We start from the raw sequence: 19787 nt of genomic DNA on the forward strand, positions 1-19787 counted from the left end.
AAATCACAGTCCCCCTCCAGGGGACGATGAAGGAAATCTCAATGAAAAAAGTACTGATCCTCGGCGTCAACGGCTTTATTGGCCACCACCTGACCAAGCGCATCATCGAAACCACCGACTGGCACATCTACGGCATGGACATGCACGATGACCGCGTGACCGAGTGGAAAGACCACCCGCGCTTCCACTTCTTCGAAGGCGATATCACCATCAACAAGGAGTGGATCGAGTACCACGTGAAGAAATGCGACGTGGTGCTGCCGCTGGTGGCCATCGCCACTCCGTCCACCTATGTGAACAACCCGCTGCGCGTGTTCGAGCTGGACTTCGAAGCCAACCTGCCCATCGTTCGCCAGTGCGTGCAGTACAAGAAACACCTGGTGTTCCCGTCCACCTCGGAAGTCTACGGCATGTGCCATGACGAAGAGTTCGATCCGGAGAACTCCGAGTTGATCTGCGGCCCGATCAACAAGCCGCGCTGGATCTACTCCTGCTCCAAGCAGCTGATGGACCGCGTGATCCACGCCTACGGCATGCAAGAAGGCCTGAACTACACGCTGTTCCGTCCATTCAACTGGATCGGCGGCGGACTGGACAACATCAATACCCCGAAAGAAGGCTCCAGCCGCGTGATCACCCAGTTCCTGGGCCATATCGTGCGCGGCGAGACCATCAAGCTGGTGGACGGCGGCCATCAAAAACGCGCCTTCACCTATGTGGACGACGGCATCAGCGCTCTGATGAAGATCATCGAGAATAAAGACGGCAAGGCCTCCGGCCAGATCTACAACATCGGCAACCCAGCCAACAACTATTCCATCCGCGAACTGTCCGCGATGATGCTGGACCTGGCCCGCGTCTACCCGGAATACCAACTGAACGCCGACAAGGTGAAGATCGAGGAAACCACGTCCGGCGCTTACTATGGCAAGGGCTATCAGGACGTGCAAAACCGCGTGCCCAAGATCGCCAACACCATGACGGACCTGGACTGGAAGCCGAGCGTGACCATGGCCGACGCGCTGCGCGGCATTTACGACTACTACCGCGACCAAGTGGCCGCCAGCCGCGACCTGTCCGAGTAAGAATCTGTTAGCGATCTGCTGCGCGTCGGCTGGATGGATAGAGAAGGGCGTTGAAACCGGCTTCGAAATGCTCATGTACCACGCGGATATTCCGCTTTCCCAGCCGCAACGCCTTCTCTCGCCTTAGCTCGCGAGATCGTAAACAGGCTCTTAGAGATCCCCCATGAGAAAACTCGCTCTTAAAATCGACGTCGACACCTGGCGCGGCACCCGCGACGGCGTGCCGCGGCTGATGCACATGCTGCAGCAGCACCACGCCAAGGCCACCTTCTTGTTCAGCCTGGGCCCGGATCACACCGGCCGCGCGATCAAACGGGTATTCCGCCCCGGCTTCCTGTCCAAGGTGTCGCGCACCTCGGTGGTGGAACACTACGGCATCCGCACCCTGCTGTACGGCACGGTGCTGCCCGGTCCCGACATCGGCAAGCGCGAAGCCGAGCTGATGCGCGAAGTGCGCTCGCAAGGCTTCGAAGTCGGCATCCACACTTGGGATCACATCAAGTGGCAGGACTACGTCGCAAACAAGGACGCCGCCTGGACCCGCGCGGAAATGCGCAAGGCGGCCGAACGCTTTGAACAGATCTTCGGCGAACCGGCGCGCACCCACGGCGCCGCCGGCTGGCAGATCAACGATGCGGCGCTGGCCTATGAACGCGAGCTGGGCATGCTATACGCGTCCGACGGCCGCGGTACCCACCCGTTCCAGCCAGTGGACGCCGCCGGCCAGCCGCTGGGCGTGCCGCAATTGCCCACCACGCTGCCTACACTGGACGAGTTGATAGGCCTGGACGGACTTACCGCCGACAATGTTCATCACCATATTCTGGCGCTGACGGAAGAAGCCCCGGCCACCGGTCATGTCTACACGCTGCACGCCGAACTGGAAGGCCTGCGCCTGGGCTATACCTTCGAGCATCTGCTGGTGGGCTGGAAAGCCCAAGGCTACCAATTATGCAGCTGCATCGAGCTATTCAGCAGCCTGGACACGGCCGCGCTGCCTGCCGGCCGCGTAGTGATGGGAGAGATTCCCGGCCGCAGCGGCACGCTGGCGCTGCAAGCCTAAGAACCTGTTTACGATCTGCTGCGCTGCGGCGATACGGCGTTGAAACCCGCTTCGAAATGCTCATGTACCACTGGTACCTTCCGCTTCCTCAGCGGTTTTCGCCTTGTCTCGCTCTTGCTCGCGAGAGCGTAAACACGTTCTTAGCTCGCTAGATCGTAAACACATTCTAGGAACCAGTGCTCTATCTTTATAGGGCTGAAACGATAGCCCACTCAGCCGCCGCCCGGCTTCATTACCCGGCCGGCGGGGTCTGGCTTGCCAACCGATCCAGCATCGCGCGCAGCGCGTCCATGAGTTCGTTCAAACCCTCCGCATCGCCCCGCAACAGCGTCCCTTCCAGTTCGCGCGCCAACTCCGCCAGCTCCCGCTGCTCCATGGTCAAGGCCGCGCCGTAGATCCGGTGCAGATGCTGGCTGGCCGTGGACCAATGAGCGTGCTGAACGGCCCTCACCGCCTGGCGATAATCGCGCTCATTGTGTTCGATAAACATCTCCCATAGCCCGCTGCCCTGAAGCTGCGATCCGGCGGAGTCGGCAACAGGAACCGTTTCCGGCAGCCACATGAATAGCATGTGCTGCAGATCCCTGAGCCGCAAAGGCTTGACCAGCACCCCGTTCATGCCGCTGTCCATGCACTTTTCCCGGTGCTGATCGTCGCTGGCCGCGGAGATCGCCACGATGGGCAGGAGAACGCGCCCCTTTGCCTCCTCCCACGCGCGTATCCGCCGCGCCGCCTCGTAACCGCTGATGTCCGGCAGGCTGCAGTCCATCAGGATCAGCCGGATATCCTGGCTTTGCTGCAGAATGAACAGGCTGTCCGTGCCTGTGCCGGCCACGATGGGGCGACAGCCCAGTTGACTCAGTTGCTCGCAAATCATCCGTTGATTGGCGGGATGGTCCTCCACCACCAGCACCCGCTGCCCTTGCCCCACCGCCTGGGGCGGGCCGGATGGTTCCGTCTCCGTCTCCTCCTTGGCCAGCGCCGGCCCCAGACGCACCGGCAACTTGATGGTAAGCGTGGTGCCGGTCTCGCCGTCGCTGTCCAGCGTGATGCGCCCCTTCATCAAGCCCACCAAGCGTTTGCAGATGGTCAACCCCAGCCCGGACCCGCCAAACTTGCGGGTGGCAACGGAATCCGCTTGCACGAAGGCGTCGAAAATAGTCTTCTGCGCCGCCAGCGGCACGCCTATGCCGGTATCGATTACCTGGCACACCAGCACGCCGCGCTTGCCGCCCGAGCGGCCGCTCTGCAGACTCGCCCGCAGCGTGACCGAACCTTTGTCGGTGAACTTGACCGCGTTGGAAATCAGATTGTGCAATACCCGCTGCAGGTGCGAAGGATCCAGCCAGAGCGCCCGCTCCGGCAGCTCGCAGACATAACGCAGCTCCAGCCCCTTCATCCGCGCCGCCAGCGTGTACAGCTTCACCAGCCCTTCCAGGATAGAGCCGACATTGACGAAGGACGGCTCCAGGCTTTCCTGACCGGCGTCCAAGCGCGAAGCGTTGAGAATATTGTTGAGCAGTTGCAGCAGGCTGTTGGCCGCCAGATTGGACTGCAACACCAGTTCGCGCTGCTTTTCGCCCATGGGCATGGCCTGCAGCATTTCGCCGGCGGCGATGATGGCGTTCATCGGCGTTCTGATTTCATGGCTGACCACCGCCAGGAACTCGCTCTTGGCCGCTTCGCCCATTCGCGCCTTGCGCAGCAGTTGCGTGGTAGAGCGCATCGCCAACAGCAAGACGAAGAACAGCAGCACCAGCACGGTGCCCTCTCCGGCATAGTTTCTGAACACGTTGTAGACCGACGGCCGGGCCGCCACCTGTTCTTCCCAAGCCAGGCGGGCGGCGTCGACGTCGTCGGCCGACATCTGCTCCAGGCTGCGCCGCAGGATCGCATAGAGCAGGGGCTGGCTTTTGCTGACCCCCATCCGGTAGATCGCGTAATACCCGGGAAGCGCGCCGGAGCTGGTCAAATCGGGAAAACGATAATTCAACAGAAAGCGGGCGTAGCTTTCCGGCACCAGGCCAACATCCGCGCGCCGGTCCCGGATCGCCCTCAAGGCCTGAGTCGGCGTTTCCACCACAAGCAGGTCCAGATTGGCCTGGTCTCCCAGCAGCCAGGAACGGGAGTTGTCGTTGAAGATGAAAGCGAGCTTGCGCCCGTGCAGCTTGTCGTGGTCGAACACCACCGGGTGGTCGCGACGCGTGATCGCCATCAAGGGCTGCGAGGAATACGGTTGGGTGAAGTAGTAGTCCTTGTTCAGGTTCAATTCGCCTATCGCGTCCTGATTGATGCTGGCCAGCATCATCGCCCGTCCGCCGCGACTGGCCTCGATCAGGCTCTGCGCCGAATGCACTTGCACGATGTTGAATTGCAAGCCGCTTTTCTTGCCCACGTACTGCAGAAAGAAAGCCTCAACACCCTTGTACTGGATATTGCTGTTCTTGCGATTGGGCGCCAGCTTGGACCTGAGTACGTACACATCCACTACCGGATGCCGGCCTACCCACTCCGCCTCTTCCCGGCTCAACTGGATTTTGCTGCCCTGATCCGCGCAAGCGGACAAGAGCGCGCACAGGACGATCAGGCAGCCCAAATGTCGAAGTCGCACCGCTACTCCAATTTGGAGTTCAATAAAAACAGTTCCCTGTCCGTATTGATGCCCAGTTTCTGAAAAGCCGCCTTTTTCTGGGTGCTGACCGTCTTGATGCTGCGCGAGAACTTCTCCGCAATCTGACTGGTGCTCATGCCATCCAGGCAACAGCGCACCACCTCGCGTTCCCGCGGCGACAGGCGCGAATACGGATCCAACACCTTGCCCTCCTCCAGCTTGATGTCGCCCGACAGCAAAAGATTCATCTCGCTCATCATCTTGACCGTCAGATACACCCGTCCGGCATAAACGCTGTGAATCGCCCCCGCCAGCGCGTCCACCGGCTGCGACTTGCTGAAAAAGCCGCGGGCGCCCGCGCGCAGCATCAGGTTGACCGTTCCCACCAAGTCGACCGACGACAGCACCAGGACCTTGCACTCCGGATAACGGACATTGATGGACTGAATCAGGTTCAGTCCGTCCACTTCATTGCTGCCCAAGGAAAAATCCATCAACAGGACATCCGGCAGCTGCTTGCGGAAAACCGCCAGCAGCTGGGAGCTCTGCGCGAAACTTCCAACGATCTCGAACTCCTGATATTGCTTGAGGTTGGCTTCCAGCCCCACCCTGACCACGTCATGGTCATCCAGAATCATCAGCGATATTCTTTTTCTCATGCCGTTCTCATTTAAAATTGACCCATCCGCTTATCGCCGCTTCCTGCGGGAATGCCTCCGCCTCCTTCCCCGCCCGGCCTCCCCGCCGCCTAGCCTAACTGTCCGGGCTTCGCGCATCCCACTCTACCGGTGCCCACCGCGCCAGTTCGATATAGCGAGACGGCGCCATCGGACGGTACAGACCAAAGCCCTGACCAGTCTCGCAGCCCATTTCCCGCAAAGCTTTGACGTGACGCGCGCTCTCCACTCCTTCGGCGATTACCTGCAGATTCAGCTCTTTGCCCAGCAGGATGGAAGAGCGGACGATTTCGTAATGTCGCGAGCTCTCCAGCATCGAAGCGACGAACAGTTGATCAAGCTTCAGGGACGAGAAAGGCATGGCGGACAACATCTTTAACGAAGAGATGCCGATGCCGTAGTCGTCGCAGGCAATGTCGAAGCCATTGGCGCGCAACTGGTTCAAGGCCACCATCAAATTGAGCCCGATTTCCGGCTCGATGTTTTCCGTCAGTTCGATCACCAGCAACGATCGGGCCAGCTTGGTCTTGTCCCAACGCATGGTGATCTCTCGCACAAGATTCGGCGACGCCAGGGTGGCCGCCGACGCGTTGATGGAAATCGGCAAGCGCACGCCCTGCTCGTTCAACGCTTGCTGAGTGGCGATCACGCCGCTTAGCACATGGAAGAACAGCAGCAAATCCAGGCCCAACTTGCTCACCACAGGCAGAAACACCGACGGGCGGATATTGCCCCGCGTCGGATGCATGCAACGCGCCAGCGCCTCCGCGCCAACCACCGCCCCATCGCGCAGGCGCACCTGCGGCTGCAAATCGATCGAGATATTGCCTTTGGAGCACAGGGCTTCAATCACCTCCTGCTCGCTAAAAGGCCGGGTTCCCAAACGCCCCGGCACGCCGTTGACCCGGACGGCTTCGGCCATCGCCTCCCTAGCCAACTCGACCTGACGCAGAAACAGCGCGCATTCGCCGTCATCCATGCTGGGATGCGTCACCCAGACATAGTTGAAACCGGCTTCGCGCGCCAGCCTGACATGCGACTCCTGCAAGAGCTTGCCCGCCGCGCTCTGCCACAACAGCATCGGCGTGTCCGCCAACTCGCCGCGACGCACGCCGGCATGCACTTTGGCGATCAGTTCGGCGCCGCCGCCGTCCGGCATCTGAATATCGCATACCAGCAAATCCACCGGCTCGCGCAGCAATTGCTGCTCCGCCTCGCGAATATGGCCGCAATGACGAATATTGCGGATACCGGCCCGAAACAGCATGCGCTGAAAACGGTCATTGTCCCGCGAAGACCCGGACACCAGCATAACATTAAGATTTTCCATGGATTTCCTACCGTTTGGAATACTGACAGCTTAATATCCGCCACGCTCGCCTTGACGCGCCGTCATTTTAAGAATCCCAAAAAGCATATGATTTACAAGTTTAATTACGGCTCTGACTTAGCCAATTAACTCATGACAATGTGGCAGTCACATTGCCGGCAGCACCCATCCCAAGTCAATGAATCTCAAAGAATCATCCAAGGTTGCAAACCCCTGCCGGCAAAGCCCCGCGCCATAATGTCTTTGACATGGCAATGCAAGGTCCGTCTTTACCAAATAAGCCGCGCCGGCCGTGACTCACCGCACACATCATGCCTGCGTATTCATAGCCGTCGCTCCCGCGGCGGCGGCTCGCGTGTGAAATAAAACGGAATAACGCCGCTTTATTTAGGCTTTAAAACTCGATGATAAAAAAATATTTCATAATCAAATATAGGATTTATCTTAAAACACAACCCAGTACGCATAATTCTTTTTTAAATATATTATTAATATATGAATTAATAAACATTTAAAGATATAAATAACAACACCAACATTATTTCCGACAAGCAATAATCAATAGCGCATACGACCCAGGCCGCCAGACATGGCGATGCCGAGAATAGCGACAAGAAGGGAGAGCAAGACAAACAAAACCCCGCAGACCACTTGGACCAAGGCGCGCCGCCGCAGACGGTACAGATTGAACGACAAGAAGGGGTAGAGGGTTTTCAGCGGCTCTAAGCAGGGCAAGGCGACAAGAGCCGCCCGCTTGACGCGGAAACACGACAAAAGATTTCGCGCCGGTCACTCGACCGGCGCAGCAAGACACAAACTCGGCTGGCGATCAGCCGCGTTTGTTGAGACGCAGGGTCAGGGTCAGTTCGCCTTCGCCGTCATTTTGCGACTGGATATTCTTCAAGGTAACGCCGCTGGGCAGCAACACGCTGATGCCATGGCCGACGCCATACTTGGACAAGGTTTTTTCCAACTGCCGCGCCATGCCCTTGGCCGGCAGTTTCGCCTCCTCGTCCAGCGCGAAACCATAGGACTCAGCGGCGGAACCCATGGCCTGATCCACCTGCTCGCGCGGAACGAACTTCTCGGCGGCGCTGGCCAGTTGCCTGGCCGACACGTCTTCCTCGCTGCTCACCAGGTTGAGGAACTCATCCTTGAAGCGCGCCTGTTGCAGCGGGTCTTCTATCTCCTCCGACAACTGCTCCACCACGCTGGCCATCATCTTGCTGCTGGACGCCTTGTCCGGCACCCGCATGGCTTTCAGGAAATCGTCCAGCCAGAACTTGGCCTCGCGGCTGAGCCGGTCCACCGCGTACACCGTGGGGCCATGCTCCAAAATCAACGCGCCCTTGTCTATCAAGCGCGGGTTGATGCCGGACGCGTGGCTGATGTCGAACACGTCGCCGGACTCCACTACTGTGAGAAAGTCATCGCGGATCTCGGATTTGAACACCCCCAGCGCGCGCAGCTCGCGGTCGCCGTCGTTGAGGCCGGAAAACAAGATCACCAGCAGGTCGCCGGCATTGATGTTGGGATGCTGCGAACGCGCGTACAGATGCTTGGCGATGCGCTGGGACACCGCCAGGAAATCCAGCTCTCCGCGGAAAAACTGGCGAGTGAAATGGTAAATCTCGTTCAGATTAAGATCGGACTCGTGGAAAAACTGGTGTTGGCGCTTGTCCGACACAATGTTCTTCAAATAGCCGCCCAGCAACAGCGAGGACACTTCTTCGTCCACGGAGCTCGCCCGCTCGGACAGGCGCGCTCCCTCGCCGCGCGCGGCATTGCCCACCCGGTGCACCACCAACCGCTCCACCCTGCATTCGCCAATCGCCAACATTTCCGCGCTCCCGCCTAAAATCGAATGCGCGATTATTGCCACTGCGCCCTGGCTTGGCAACCGCGAAAACGGCCTGCTATTCCGGCAAGGCCAACGGATCGTCGGTTAGGGAGTCCGCCAGAAAGTCCATCAGCAGCCGAACCTTGGGCGATAGTTGGCGGTTATGCGGCGTCAAGGCCCAGATGCCCTCTTCCGGCTCGCGGTAATCGGCCAGCACCTCGATCAGCTCTCCGCTGCTCAAAAAGCGGGCGACGTAGTAATCCGGCAATTGCGCCAGCCCCAGGCCCAAGCGCGCCGCGTGCGCCAAGGCGTGACCGCTGTTGCAACGCAAGCTGCCCTTGATCCTCACCTGCCGCCTGCGGCCGCCGTCCAGCAGATGCCAATGCTCTCCCCCCAAAGACAGACAGTTGTGGCGCTCCAGGTCCGCCGGCTCCAAGGGCGTGCCGCAGCGCTCCAGATAGGCCGGCGCGGCGCAGACATGATGACGGCGCGAGGCCAACCGCCGCGCCATCAGCGTGGAATCGCTCAGATGCCCGATGCGGATCGCCAGATCGTAACCGTCCTGCACCAGATCCAGCACTTGGTTGGACAGGTTCAAACTCGCCTCCAGCTGCGGGTGGCGCTGTAGAAACCGAGTCAACAGCGGCGCGATATGGCTTTCGCCGTAAGCCAGCGGCGCGGTGAGTTTGAGCTTGCCCTGCGGCTGCGCCTGATGACGCGAAATCGCCTGCTCCGCCTCCGCCAGCGAATCCAACAACTGCCGACAGTGGCGCAGATACAACGCGCCGATCTCGGTCAGCGCCTGATGGCGGGTGGTTCGATACAGCAATTTGGCACCCAGCCGCTGCTCCAGATGCGTGACCTGGCGGCTAACCTGGGCGACGGAAATCCCCAGCGCCTGCGCCGCCTTGGTGAAACTGCCCTGTTCCGCCACGCTGACAAATTCGCAAATGCCTTCCCAACCCAACATTATTCCACCTCGGAAAAAATCATTTACCAATTGCCACGATTATCTATTCAAACACGAGAAATACAATGAAAGTTTTGCCGCCGCCGGTTCAAAACCGTCGGCGACGGCGATCCAACACCAAAGGAGGGCTCATGAGCCAGGACATCATCAAATGCAAGGCCGCCGTGGCCTGGGCCGCCGGCCAGCCGCTGAGCATAGAAGAAGTGGAAGTGCAGCCGCCCCGCGCAGGCGAGGTGCGGGTGAAAATGGTGGCCACCGGCGTGTGCCACACCGATGCCTTCACCCTGTCCGGCGAAGACCCGGAAGGCGTGTTTCCCTGCATCCTGGGTCATGAAGGCGGCGGCATCGTAGAGTCCGTCGGCCCCGGTGTCAGCAGCGTAGCGGTGGGCGACCACGTGATCCCGCTGTACACCCCGGAATGCCGCGAGTGCAAATTCTGTCTGTCCGGCAAAACCAATCTGTGTCAGAAGATCCGCGCCACCCAGGGCAAGGGCCTGATGCCCGACGGCAGCACCCGTTTCTCCAAGGACGGCAAGCCCATCTACCACTATATGGGCACCTCCACCTTCGCCGAATACACCGTGCTGCCGGAAATCTCGCTGGCCAAGGTGAATCCGGCCGCGCCGCTGGAAGAAGTGTGCCTGCTGGGCTGCGGCGTCACCACCGGCATGGGCGCGGTGATCAACACCGCCAAGGTCAAGGCCGGCGACAGCGTGGCCATCTTCGGCCTGGGCGGCATCGGCCTGTCCGCCATCATCGGCGCGCGCATGGCCGGCGCCGGCCGCATCATCGGCATCGACATCAATGAGAGCAAGTTCGAACTGGCGAAGAAGCTGGGCGCCAGCGATTGCGTCAACCCCAATGATTTCGACAAGCCCATCCAAGACGTGATCGTGGAAATGACCGACGGCGGCGTCGATTTCTCCTTCGAATGCATAGGCAACGTCAAAGTGATGCGCGCGGCGCTGGAATGCTGCCACAAGGGCTGGGGCGAATCGGTGATCATCGGCGTGGCCGGGGCCGGGCAGGAAATCTCCACCCGCCCGTTCCAGCTGGTCACCGGGCGGGTATGGCGCGGCTCCGCCTTTGGCGGCGTGCGCGGCCGCAGCGAGTTGCCGGACTATGTGGAACGTTATCTGAGGGGCGAATTCCGCCTGGACGACTTCATCACCCATACCATGCCGCTGGAACGCGTCAACGAAGCCTTCGACCTGATGCACGAGGGCAAGAGCATCCGTTCCGTGATCCATTACTGAGCCGGAGACGCGCGTGAACCTGGAAAACATCAGCGCCAACAAATCGTTTGGCGGCTGGCACCGACAGTATCTGCATGATTCGGAGACGCTGGGCTGTCGGATGCGCTTCGCCGTCTACCTGCCGCCGCAAGCGGGGGCCAGCCGGCGCGTGCCGGTGCTGTACTGGCTGTCCGGCCTGACCTGCACCGACGAGAACTTCATGCAAAAGGCCGGCGCGCAACGCGTCGCCGCGGAACTGGGACTGGCCATCGTCGCGCCGGACACCAGCCCGCGCGGCGCGGAAGCGGCGGACGACGAGGCTTTCGACCTGGGCCAGGGCGCCGGCTTCTACCTGAACGCCACCCAGGCGCCGTGGGACCGTCATTACCGGATGTACGATTACGTCAGCCGGGAACTGCCGGCGCTGATCGAAGCCAACTTCCCCGTCACCGGGCTGCGCGCGGTGGCCGGCCACTCGATGGGCGGCCACGGCGCGCTGATCTGCGCGCTGAAACGACCGCAGGACTATGTCTCGGCATCGGCGTTCAGCCCCATCTGCCACCCGGTCAACGCGCCCTGGGGCCAAAAGGCCTTCGCCGCCTACTTGGGCGAAGACCGCGCCGCCTGGGAGAACTGGGACGCCAGCCTGTTGCTCAAACACGCGCAGCGACAACTGCCGCTGCGCGTGGACATTGGCCTCGCCGACAGCTTTCTGGATGTGCAATTGCAGCCGGAGGCGCTGGAACGGGCGGCGCGGGACTGCGGCTACCCGCTGGAGCTGCACCGCCACGCCGAGTACGACCACAGCTATTACTTCGTCGCCAGCCTGATTGAGGAACAGCTGCGTTTCCACGCGCGCCACCTTGGCCTGTGAGACGGCGGAACGCAAAAAAGCCAGGCATCGCCTGGCTTTTTTGTTGAATCTGGTGGAGGGAGAAGGATTCGAACCTTCGAAGGCAGAGCCGTCAGATTTACAGTCTGATCCCTTTGACCGCTCGGGAACCCCTCCAGAGAGAGGCGGATAATATAGCCTCGCGCCGCCCACGTCAATCACTGCCTAGCGAAAACCCTTAGAGCCTGTTCACGATCTTTCCGAGAGATGGCTCCAAGACATGGAATCCGCTGCGCGGATGATGATTTTCATTGCCGGGGCTGCCCGACGAGCAGGGAGGAGATATTTGCTTGGCCAAATATCCCCTCCACCCCCAAAGGCCACCCTGCAAGCCAGGCCTACGGCTTCCCGCCGGTTCCCGTCAGGTCCGAGGCGCGGCTGAACTCGCAGCGCGCTACCGTCGCGCGGCTCGAACAGGCAGCCGCTTAAGACCTCGGACCTGCCACCCGACGGCAGGCTTGAAGGGACCCGGGGCGCGTCGGATACGCTGCCTCCTGTGCAGAAAACCGTGTTTCAAAGCACAGACAAAAGATCGTAAACAGGTTCTTAGAACCTGTTTACGATCTGCTGCGCGCCGGCGGGATGGATAGATAAAGGGCGTTGAAACCGGCTTCGACATGCTCATGCACCGTATGACCACTCCACTCCTTAGCGGCAACGCCTTGTCTCGCCCTTGCTCGCGAGATCGTAAACAGGCTCTTAGCCTGCTCCCCCGCGCCAGCCGCGGATTTGGCAAATCTGCGCGCGCGGACGCTCAAGCGCGCCAAGAAAGCCCGCTGTGCCATTGGCATGATCTCGCCATCAGGGACACGCCCTGACATACGGAGACAAGCCATGCAGATCATTCCTCTCGCCGCGCTGAGCCTAAGCTTGGCCGCCGCCTTGCTGGCGCAGCCGGCGCTGGCCGCGCCCAAGCTGCAAAAAGCCCCCCACCAGGCGCAGGCCCGGCCGAAACAAGCGCCGCCGCCGCGACAATGGCAACAGCGTCCGCCAAGCGACGCGCAATCCCGCTACCGCTTGCCTGACGACCGCACCGTGATCGGCAAGCCCAAAAGCAAGCTGATCCGCCGCGCCGCCGTTGTGCAATGCCCGGACGTGAAAGCCATGGCCGGCTACAGCGGCGCGGCCCTGGCCAACTACCTGGCCGGCCTGCCCGACTACACCTGCACCTACGGCCTATTCTCCCTGGACAGCAAACTGGCCGCCACGCTCTACAGCGCGGCCAACCTCAACGCCGTCGCCGGACGCTTCGCCCAAGAGGCCGCGGCGTACAACGCCGGCTCCATGGCCCTGGTCAACCTCACCCTCTACCTGCGCGCCGGCTATTACCTGGCCAGCGGTGGCGCCCTGCCGGCGCTGGACCCCAATCTGCTCTCCGTGCTGCGCCCCGGCATCAAACAACTGGCCGACGGCAACGCACTATTCTCCGCCAACGCCCAGGCCTCCACGACCGCCGGCGAGGTGATGAAGCTGATCACCAATATGGCGGACGAGGCTTACTACCTGCCCAGCATGCGCGCCATCGTGCAACGCTACACTAATAGCGCCGGCCAGCCCAACGCCGCCCAGGCCCTGCGCGAAACCACCGCCAGCCAGGGCTTCACCGGCGCGCTGACCGTGTTCTTCTACGCCCACGGCCGCGCCAACGCCGCGCCGCTGTTGCAGAATGACGGCAGCTACTCGGCGGCGCTGACCCGCTTCGCCCTGGCCAACAAGAGCGCCCTGCTCGGCACCGAAAGCGCCTTCCAGCTGGGCGACGCCACCCGCGAAGGGCTGCGCTTCATGCAATACCCGGCGCTGAAGCCCGCGATCAAACCCCAGGTCCAGGCCATTCTCTCCGGCAGCAGCATGACCGGCAACGACAACGAGCTGTGGCTGGCCGCCGCCGAAGCGGTGAAGTATTACGACGCCGCCAGCTGCGCCGATTACGGCACCTGCGACTTCGAAACCCGGCTCGCCGACGCCATCCTGGTCAATCGCTACACCTGCAGCGCCAGCATCCGCATCCGCTCCCAGGAAATGACCCTGGACCAGCTGCAGTCCTCCTGCGCGCTGCTGCAAAAAGAGGAGTCCTACTTCCACCAGATGCTGCAAACCCGCAAGCAGCCGGTGGCCAACGACAACAACACCTCGCTGGAAGTGGTGGTGTTCAACGATTACAACAACTACGCCAAATACGCCTCCATCATCTACGGCATCAGCACCGACAACGGCGGCATGTATCTGGAAGGCGACCCGGCCGCGGCCGGCAACCAAGCGCGCTTCATCGCTCACGAAGCCTCTTGGCTGCGCCCCACCTTCAAGGTCTGGAACCTGGAACACGAATACATCCACTATCTGGACGGCCGCTTCGACATGTACGGCGATTTCGGCGCCAGCACCCGCCTGCCCACGGTATGGTGGATAGAAGGGCTGGCCGAATACCTGTCGCTGGGCAACGTCAACCAGCCGGCCATAGACGCCGCCCGCAGCGGCAACTACACGCTGAGCCAGATCTTCGGCAACACCTACGGCATGACGGACTACGTCACCCGCGCCTACCGCTGGGGCTATATGGCCACCCGCTTCATGATGGAACGCCACCGCGGCGATGTGGACGGCTTCCTCGCCCGCTTCCGCAGCGGCGATTACAACGGCTATCTCAATCAGATCCAGCAGATAGGCGCCCGCTACGACGCCGAATTCTCCAACTGGGCACAAAGCGCCACCACCGCAGGCCAACCGCCGCTGCCGTCGGACACCGGCCTGCCGCCGTGCAAGGAAGCCTCTCCCAGCTACCTGGGCAAGAACTGCTCCATCGGCGGTCTCTCCGCCTCCGCTTCCGGCGCGGCCTACGCCACCATCCTGCTGCCGGCCGGCGCGCGCAACCTCAAGCTGTGGACCAGCGGCGGCAGCGGCGACGTCGATCTCTACGTGGCGCTGGACCGCTACCCAACGCCCGGCAATTACGACTACGCGTCCGCCGCGACCGGCAACGAGGAAAGCGTGGCCATCGCCGCGCCGCAAGCCGGCCGCTGGTACTACCTGACGCTGCAGGCGCGCCAACCCTTCGCCAACGTCACGGTCAGCGCCAGCTACGATTAAGACCTGGTTCAAACCCTGGCGCCAAGCACGTCAACCCAAGCCGCCGCGGCCCGTCCGCGGCGGACTTGCAAAACGGGTTGAATTAATGCATTTTGTTCTCAAACAATGATTAATGAATGACATGAAGATTAAATAGCCCGGTCCGCCGTCGGCGCCGGCTGTTTCTTTGGAGCTCAACACACCGTAAACCGCTTATAAGGCCGCCCGCCATGTCCATGCCGCCGCAACGCCCCTACATCGTCAGCGACCTGAACGCCATGCAGGCGATGGCCGTCTTGTTCGATCAGTTGCCCGACGTGGTGTTCGCGGTCAAAGACCTGGACAGCCGCTATCTGGCCTTGAGCGAGGGTTGCGTAGGCCGTTGCGCGCTGCGCAACAAATGGCAGGCGGAAGGATTGACCGCGCACGAGTTGTTTCCCAACGCCATGGCCAACCGCTACCGCAGCCAGGATCTGCAAGTTTTCTCGGAGCGCCGGCCGGTGCGCAACCGGCTGGACCTCACCATCTACCACGACCGCGCACCCGGCTGGTGCCTGACCAACAAACAATCGCTGCACGCCCCTGACGGACGCTTGATCGGATTGGTCTGCATTTCCAAGGATCTGACCGAACTGACTCGAGAGAAGCTGCTGGACGAACGCTTCGCCGCCTGCGTCGACCACATCCAGACCCATTACGACCGCCCCTTGCACCTGGAGGAATTGTGCGATCTGTCCGGCCTCAGCATCGGCCAGATGGACCGGCGCATGAAGCGGGTGTTCCAGGCCAGCGTAGGCGAATTCATCCGCCGCACCCGGATGGAAGCCGCCTGCCACGCCATCCAGCACAGCGGCCGGCCGCTGGCCGACATCGCCGCCAGCTGCGGCTTTTCCGATCAAAGCGCGCTAACCCGGCTGTGCCGGCAGATGTTCGGCCTCAGCCCGCGCCAATTGCGGCTGCGAACGCCACCCGCCTCGGCGACCATGGGCGAGGCCTGGGCGGCCAGCCCCTGACCAGGCCGTAACGCGGCTGACTGTGCACGGGTTCTCAGAGCCTGTTTACGATCTCGCGAGCTAAGGCGAGACAAGGAGAAAACGAGCGAAAAAGCGGAATGTACACGTGGCACATGAACATTTTGAGCTCGGTTTCAACGCCGTATCGCCGACGCGCAGCAGATCGTAAACAGGTTCTCAAGCCCCGCCCCGCCAGGCCGGCACCGTAGCCAGGCTCAGCCAGGCTCCGCGCAAAATGCGCTCGCAAGCCGCGAACGGCGCCTTGCCGCCGTCCATCATCCCGTACATGCCTTCGAACAGACGCACCAGGAACTCGGCGGCGATGCCCACCTCGATGTCCTGCGGCAGCTCTCCCTGGGCGATGGCGCGTCTCAGCTGCCGGCGCACATAATGCATGGTGGCGCGATCCATCAGCTCGCGGCGGCGCAGGATGCCGCGGTTTTCCTCATTGCGCTCGCACTTGTGATACAGAAACTCCGTCACCCGCTGCGCCGGACCAGGCTCGTGGAACTGGCGCAGATAATACATGCCCACCGCCACCAGGGTTTCGCCCGCCGACGCCTGCTCCGCCGGGAAGCGCAACGCGTCCAGTTCGAACACGCGGTCCACCATGGCCCGGCACACCTCCATCTTATTGTCGTAGTGGCCATAGACCGCGCCGCGCGACACGCCGGCAGCATCGGCGATCTGCGCCATCGTGGCGTTGGCCACGCCTTGCAGCAGAAACACCCGCTCCGCGCCGTCCAGGATCGCCTCCCGGGTTTTTTGCGATTCTTCCTTGGTTTTCCTGGCCATATCCGCCTCTGAACTTTTCCCCAGATGCTACCTCAAAGAATTAATTAATCAACCGTGATTGATTAATTGAATGGACAACACTCGGCGCCGCCAAGGCAAGGCGCGCCGACCTGCCGTCCCTCGATCTTTTGAAACTTTTCTTAGAGTCTATTTACGACCTCGCGAGCAAGAGCGAGACAAGGCGAAAACGGCTGAGAAAGCGGAATGTACACGTGGTACATGAGCATTTCGAAGCGGTTTTCAACGCCGTATCGCCGCAGCGCAGCAGATCGTAAACAGACTCTTTAGGTACTACCATGTCACACACAACAAGCAACCACCGCGACCTGGACACGTTGCCGGTGTCCAAACTGTTCTGGCAATACACCATTCCCTCCCTCGCCGGCATGCTGGCCACCGGCCTTTACGTGGTCATCGACGGCATCTTTGTCGGCCACTTCGTCGGCAGCCACGGCTTGGCGGCCATCGCGCTGGCCTATCCGCTGGTGATGATGCAAGTGGGCCTGGGCGCCATGCTGAGCATGGGCGCGGCCACCCGCATCGCCATCTTGCAAGGCGGCGGCGACTACGAGCGCGCGCGCGCCACCCTGGTGGCGGCGCTGGCGCTGCTGGCCCTGATCAGCCTGGCCATCCCGCTGCTGGGCCTCACGTATCTGGACACCCTGCTGCAATGGCTGCAAGCCGACAAGCAGCCTATCGTGATGGCGGAAGCCCGCAACTATCTGCAATGGATGCTGGGCGGCGCGCTGTTCACCATGGGTCAAATGGTGGCCACCTATCTGTTGCGCAACGACGGCCGCCCGCGGCTGGCCACGCTGTTGATGGTGATAGGCTCGCTGCTCAACGTGGTCTTCAACTACCTGTTCGTCGGCGTGTTCAAGCTGGGCCTGGCCGGCTCGGCCCAGGCCACCTTGCTGTCCGAATCGGTGGTGATGCTGGCCGGCCTAGGCTACTTCTTCACCCGCCACGCGCGGCTGCGCCTGCGGCTGGCGAACTTGCGGCTGGATTGGCGCTGCTGCGGCCCCGTTCTGGCCCTGGGCCTGTCCAGCCTGTTGATGGAGTTCAACCTGGCCTTGCTGATGTTCGCCCACAACTTCCAGCTGCTGCGCTGGGGCACGGACCTGAGCGTGGCCGCCTACGCCACCGCCGGCTACAGCGAAGCCCTGTTCACCCTGGTAGTGCATGGGCTGGCGGTGGGCCTGCAGCCCTTGCTCAGCCACTCCACCGGCGCCGGCCGTCCGGAACGCACCCGCGAGGCGCTGCGCTACGGCCTGCGCGTCACCATGCTGCTGGGGTTCACCGCGCTGGCGGCGGTGCAGCTCTTCCCCACCCTGATCGTGCGCATGTACAACAGCGAAGACCTCGCGCTGATCGCCGCCGGCAGCCACGCGCTACGCCTGCATTTGCTGGCCATGCCTTTCGATGGCTTGGTGATCATCGGCATCATCGCGCTGCAGGCGATGGCGATGACGCGGGCTGCGCTGCTGCTGACCATAGGCAAGACCCTGCTGCTGCTGCCGGCCTTGTGGCTGTTGCCGCTGTGGCTGGCGCTGGACGGCGTCTGGCTGGCGATGCCGCTGGTCAACCTACTGCTGGGCTCGGCGGCCGCGCTGGCCTTGTGGGGCGCCTTCCGCCGCCTGAAACGTCAAGAGAACCTGGCAACCGCAGCCTGATCGCCACCGTTCTCAGCCAATGGCCGGATTTCCGGCCATTTTTTTTAGGCATTGGCGAACCGGTTCCAATTGCCATTGTCTATATCCTTCGCGCGCGTATCGCACCTCCTTGCTCTCGCATCCCGCGTCGGCTCCCGGCCGCCCCCGCATCTCGTCTTGTTTCGAGGTCGCGGGATCGCGGGCCGATTCGTATAGTGATAGCACCCGTCTGTTGGCGCCCCCGCCGCGGCTTGACTCCAACCTGTCAATAACAAGGAAAACAATGTCTCTGAAAACCATTCCCCACTGGACCGTCGCCGCCCCGCTTGTCGCCTGGGCCGCAATCGTGGCCGCGCCCACCTTTGCCGCCTCCTCGCTCTTCCTCGCCCTGCTGGCGCTGCTGCTGGCCGGCACCGTCTTCGCCGCCGTCCACCACGCCGAAGTGGTGGCGCACAAGATGGGCGAGCCTTACGGCACGCTGATCCTGGCGCTGGCGGTGACGGTGATCGAAGTGGCCTTGATTGTCTCCTTCATGCTGGCCGGCGGAGAAAGCAAGCTGGCGCTGGCGCGCGACACCATCTTTTCCGCCATCATGATCACCTGCAACGGCATCGTCGGCATCTGCCTGCTGCTGGGCGGCCTGCGCCATCGCGAACAGAACTTCCAGCTCAGCGGCGCCAAAGTGGCGCTCACCGTGCTGGCCGCCATTTCGGTGCTGGCGCTGGTCTTGCCCAACTACGGCACCAGCGAGCCCGGCCCGCTGCTATCCTCCTCGCAACTGGCCTTCACCGGCGTGGTGTCCCTGGTGCTGTACGGCGCCTTCGTCTTTGTGCAAACCATACGTCACCGCGACTACTTCCTGCTGGAAGGCAGCCACAGCGAGGACGAACACGCGCCACCGCCGTCCGTCAAAGTGACGCTGATCAGCCTGGCCCTGCTGCTGGTTTGCCTGGTGGGCGTGGTCAGCCTGGCCAAGCTGCTGTCGCCGTCTATCGAAGGCTTCGTGGAAGCGGCCGGCGCGCCTGCCGCCGTGGTGGGCATCATCATCGCCGCGCTGGTGCTACTGCCGGAAGGCCTGGCCGCCGCCAACGCCGCGCGCGCGGACCGAGTGCAGACCAGCCTCAACCTGGCGCTGGGTTCGGCGCTGGCCTCCATCGGCCTGACCATCCCCACCGTGGCGCTGATCTTCGTGGTGATGGGCGAGCCGCTGATTCTGGGCCTGGAAAACAAGGAAACCATCTTCCTGGTGCTGACCCTGCTGGTCAGTTCGATGTCGCTGGCCGTGGGCCGCACCACCATTTTGCAGGGCATCGTCCACCTGGTGATCTTCGCGTCCTTCGTGTTCTTCGCCATCAGTCCCTGAGCGTCCACACCGCGCAAAAAAACCGCCAACCGTTGCCGGCTGGCGGTTTTGTATTGGCGGACCAGGTTCTCAGAGCCTGTTCACGATCTTTTCGTCCTGAGATAATTGCCGAATGCGAAGAAGCCATTATCCAAGCGACGTAAGTCGTGAACAGTTCGAACAGATCAGACCGCTATTGGAAAGCCTGCGCAAGAAAAC

General features: G+C 61.8%; 14 protein-coding genes, 1 tRNA gene and 1 pseudogene. 9 read left to right on the plus strand and 7 right to left on the minus strand.

What is annotated here, in order from left to right; genetic code table 11:
• Positions 1-41: 41 nt before the first annotated feature.
• Positions 42-1085 (plus strand): bifunctional UDP-4-keto-pentose/UDP-xylose synthase, encoded by a 1044-nt coding sequence (locus B0T39_RS18645; protein WP_081549216.1) that lies wholly within the window; start codon positions 42-44, stop codon positions 1083-1085.
• Positions 1086-1248: 163 nt separating this feature from the next.
• The gene (locus tag B0T39_RS18650) at positions 1249-2148 is read left to right on the plus strand and encodes a 4-deoxy-4-formamido-L-arabinose-phosphoundecaprenol deformylase (RefSeq protein ID WP_019103780.1); all 900 of its coding nucleotides are present in this window, start codon (positions 1249-1251) and stop codon (positions 2146-2148) included.
• 232 nt (positions 2149-2380) lie between these two features.
• On the opposite strand, the gene B0T39_RS18655 is transcribed toward B0T39_RS18650, so the two are convergent.
• From B0T39_RS18655 to B0T39_RS18675, 5 genes are all read right to left on the minus strand, one after another.
• The gene (locus B0T39_RS18655) at positions 2381-4759 is read right to left on the minus strand and encodes an ATP-binding protein (RefSeq protein WP_176219603.1); all 2379 of its coding nucleotides are present in this window, start codon (positions 4757-4759) and stop codon (positions 2381-2383) included.
• Positions 4760-4761: 2 nt separating this feature from the next.
• Positions 4762-5418, minus strand: a complete 657-nt coding sequence (locus tag B0T39_RS18660; protein ID WP_081549221.1) for a response regulator transcription factor — start codon at positions 5416-5418, stop codon at positions 4762-4764.
• 94 nt (positions 5419-5512) lie between these two features.
• Positions 5513-6766, minus strand: a complete 1254-nt coding sequence (locus B0T39_RS18665) for an EAL domain-containing response regulator (protein ID WP_081549223.1) — start codon at positions 6764-6766, stop codon at positions 5513-5515.
• Between the two features lie 829 nt (positions 6767-7595).
• Complete coding sequence (locus B0T39_RS18670) at positions 7596-8606, minus strand: nucleoid-associated protein (protein WP_254894600.1); 1011 nt, start codon at positions 8604-8606, stop codon at positions 7596-7598.
• 76 nt (positions 8607-8682) lie between these two features.
• Positions 8683-9576 (minus strand): LysR substrate-binding domain-containing protein, encoded by an 894-nt coding sequence (locus tag B0T39_RS18675; RefSeq protein WP_081549225.1) that lies wholly within the window; start codon positions 9574-9576, stop codon positions 8683-8685.
• A gap of 131 nt (positions 9577-9707) precedes the next feature.
• Between B0T39_RS18675 and B0T39_RS18680 the strand changes: the two genes are divergently transcribed.
• On the plus strand, positions 9708-10832 hold the full coding sequence (locus tag B0T39_RS18680; RefSeq protein ID WP_081549226.1) for an S-(hydroxymethyl)glutathione dehydrogenase/class III alcohol dehydrogenase: 1125 nt from the start codon (positions 9708-9710) through the stop codon (positions 10830-10832).
• 19 nt (positions 10833-10851) lie between these two features.
• A complete protein-coding gene (gene fghA, locus B0T39_RS18685) occupies positions 10852-11685 on the plus strand; it encodes an S-formylglutathione hydrolase (protein ID WP_176219605.1) in 834 nt (277 codons plus the stop codon).
• A 50-nt stretch (positions 11686-11735) separates the two neighbouring features.
• Here the strand turns inward: fghA and B0T39_RS18690 are convergent.
• Positions 11736-11820 (minus strand) — tRNA-Tyr (locus tag B0T39_RS18690).
• A gap of 717 nt (positions 11821-12537) precedes the next feature.
• Between B0T39_RS18690 and B0T39_RS18700 the strand changes: the two genes are divergently transcribed.
• Positions 12538-14787, plus strand: coding sequence for a M9 family metallopeptidase (locus tag B0T39_RS18700; protein WP_081549233.1), 2250 nt, complete (start codon positions 12538-12540; stop codon positions 14785-14787).
• A 209-nt stretch (positions 14788-14996) separates the two neighbouring features.
• Positions 14997-15779: an AraC family transcriptional regulator gene (locus B0T39_RS18705; RefSeq protein ID WP_254894601.1), complete on the plus strand. Its 783-nt coding sequence runs from the start codon at positions 14997-14999 to the stop codon at positions 15777-15779.
• Between the two features lie 177 nt (positions 15780-15956).
• On the opposite strand, the gene B0T39_RS18710 is transcribed toward B0T39_RS18705, so the two are convergent.
• Positions 15957-16574: a TetR family transcriptional regulator gene (locus B0T39_RS18710; RefSeq protein WP_081549235.1), complete on the minus strand. Its 618-nt coding sequence runs from the start codon at positions 16572-16574 to the stop codon at positions 15957-15959.
• A gap of 296 nt (positions 16575-16870) precedes the next feature.
• Here B0T39_RS18710 and B0T39_RS18715 point away from each other — a divergent pair, with 296 nt between their 5' ends.
• From B0T39_RS18715 to B0T39_RS25230, 3 genes and pseudogenes are all read left to right on the plus strand, one after another.
• A complete protein-coding gene (locus B0T39_RS18715) occupies positions 16871-18247 on the plus strand; it encodes an MATE family efflux transporter (RefSeq protein ID WP_081549236.1) in 1377 nt (458 codons plus the stop codon).
• A gap of 262 nt (positions 18248-18509) precedes the next feature.
• Positions 18510-19589, plus strand: a complete 1080-nt coding sequence (locus B0T39_RS18720; protein WP_081549238.1) for a calcium:proton antiporter — start codon at positions 18510-18512, stop codon at positions 19587-19589.
• 112 nt (positions 19590-19701) lie between these two features.
• Positions 19702-19787: pseudogene (locus B0T39_RS25230) on the plus strand (IS5/IS1182 family transposase); the annotation flags it as partial.

Source organism: Chromobacterium haemolyticum, assembly GCF_002081825.1.
In the GTDB taxonomy this organism is placed as follows: Bacteria; Pseudomonadota; Gammaproteobacteria; order Burkholderiales; family Chromobacteriaceae; genus Chromobacterium; species Chromobacterium fluminis.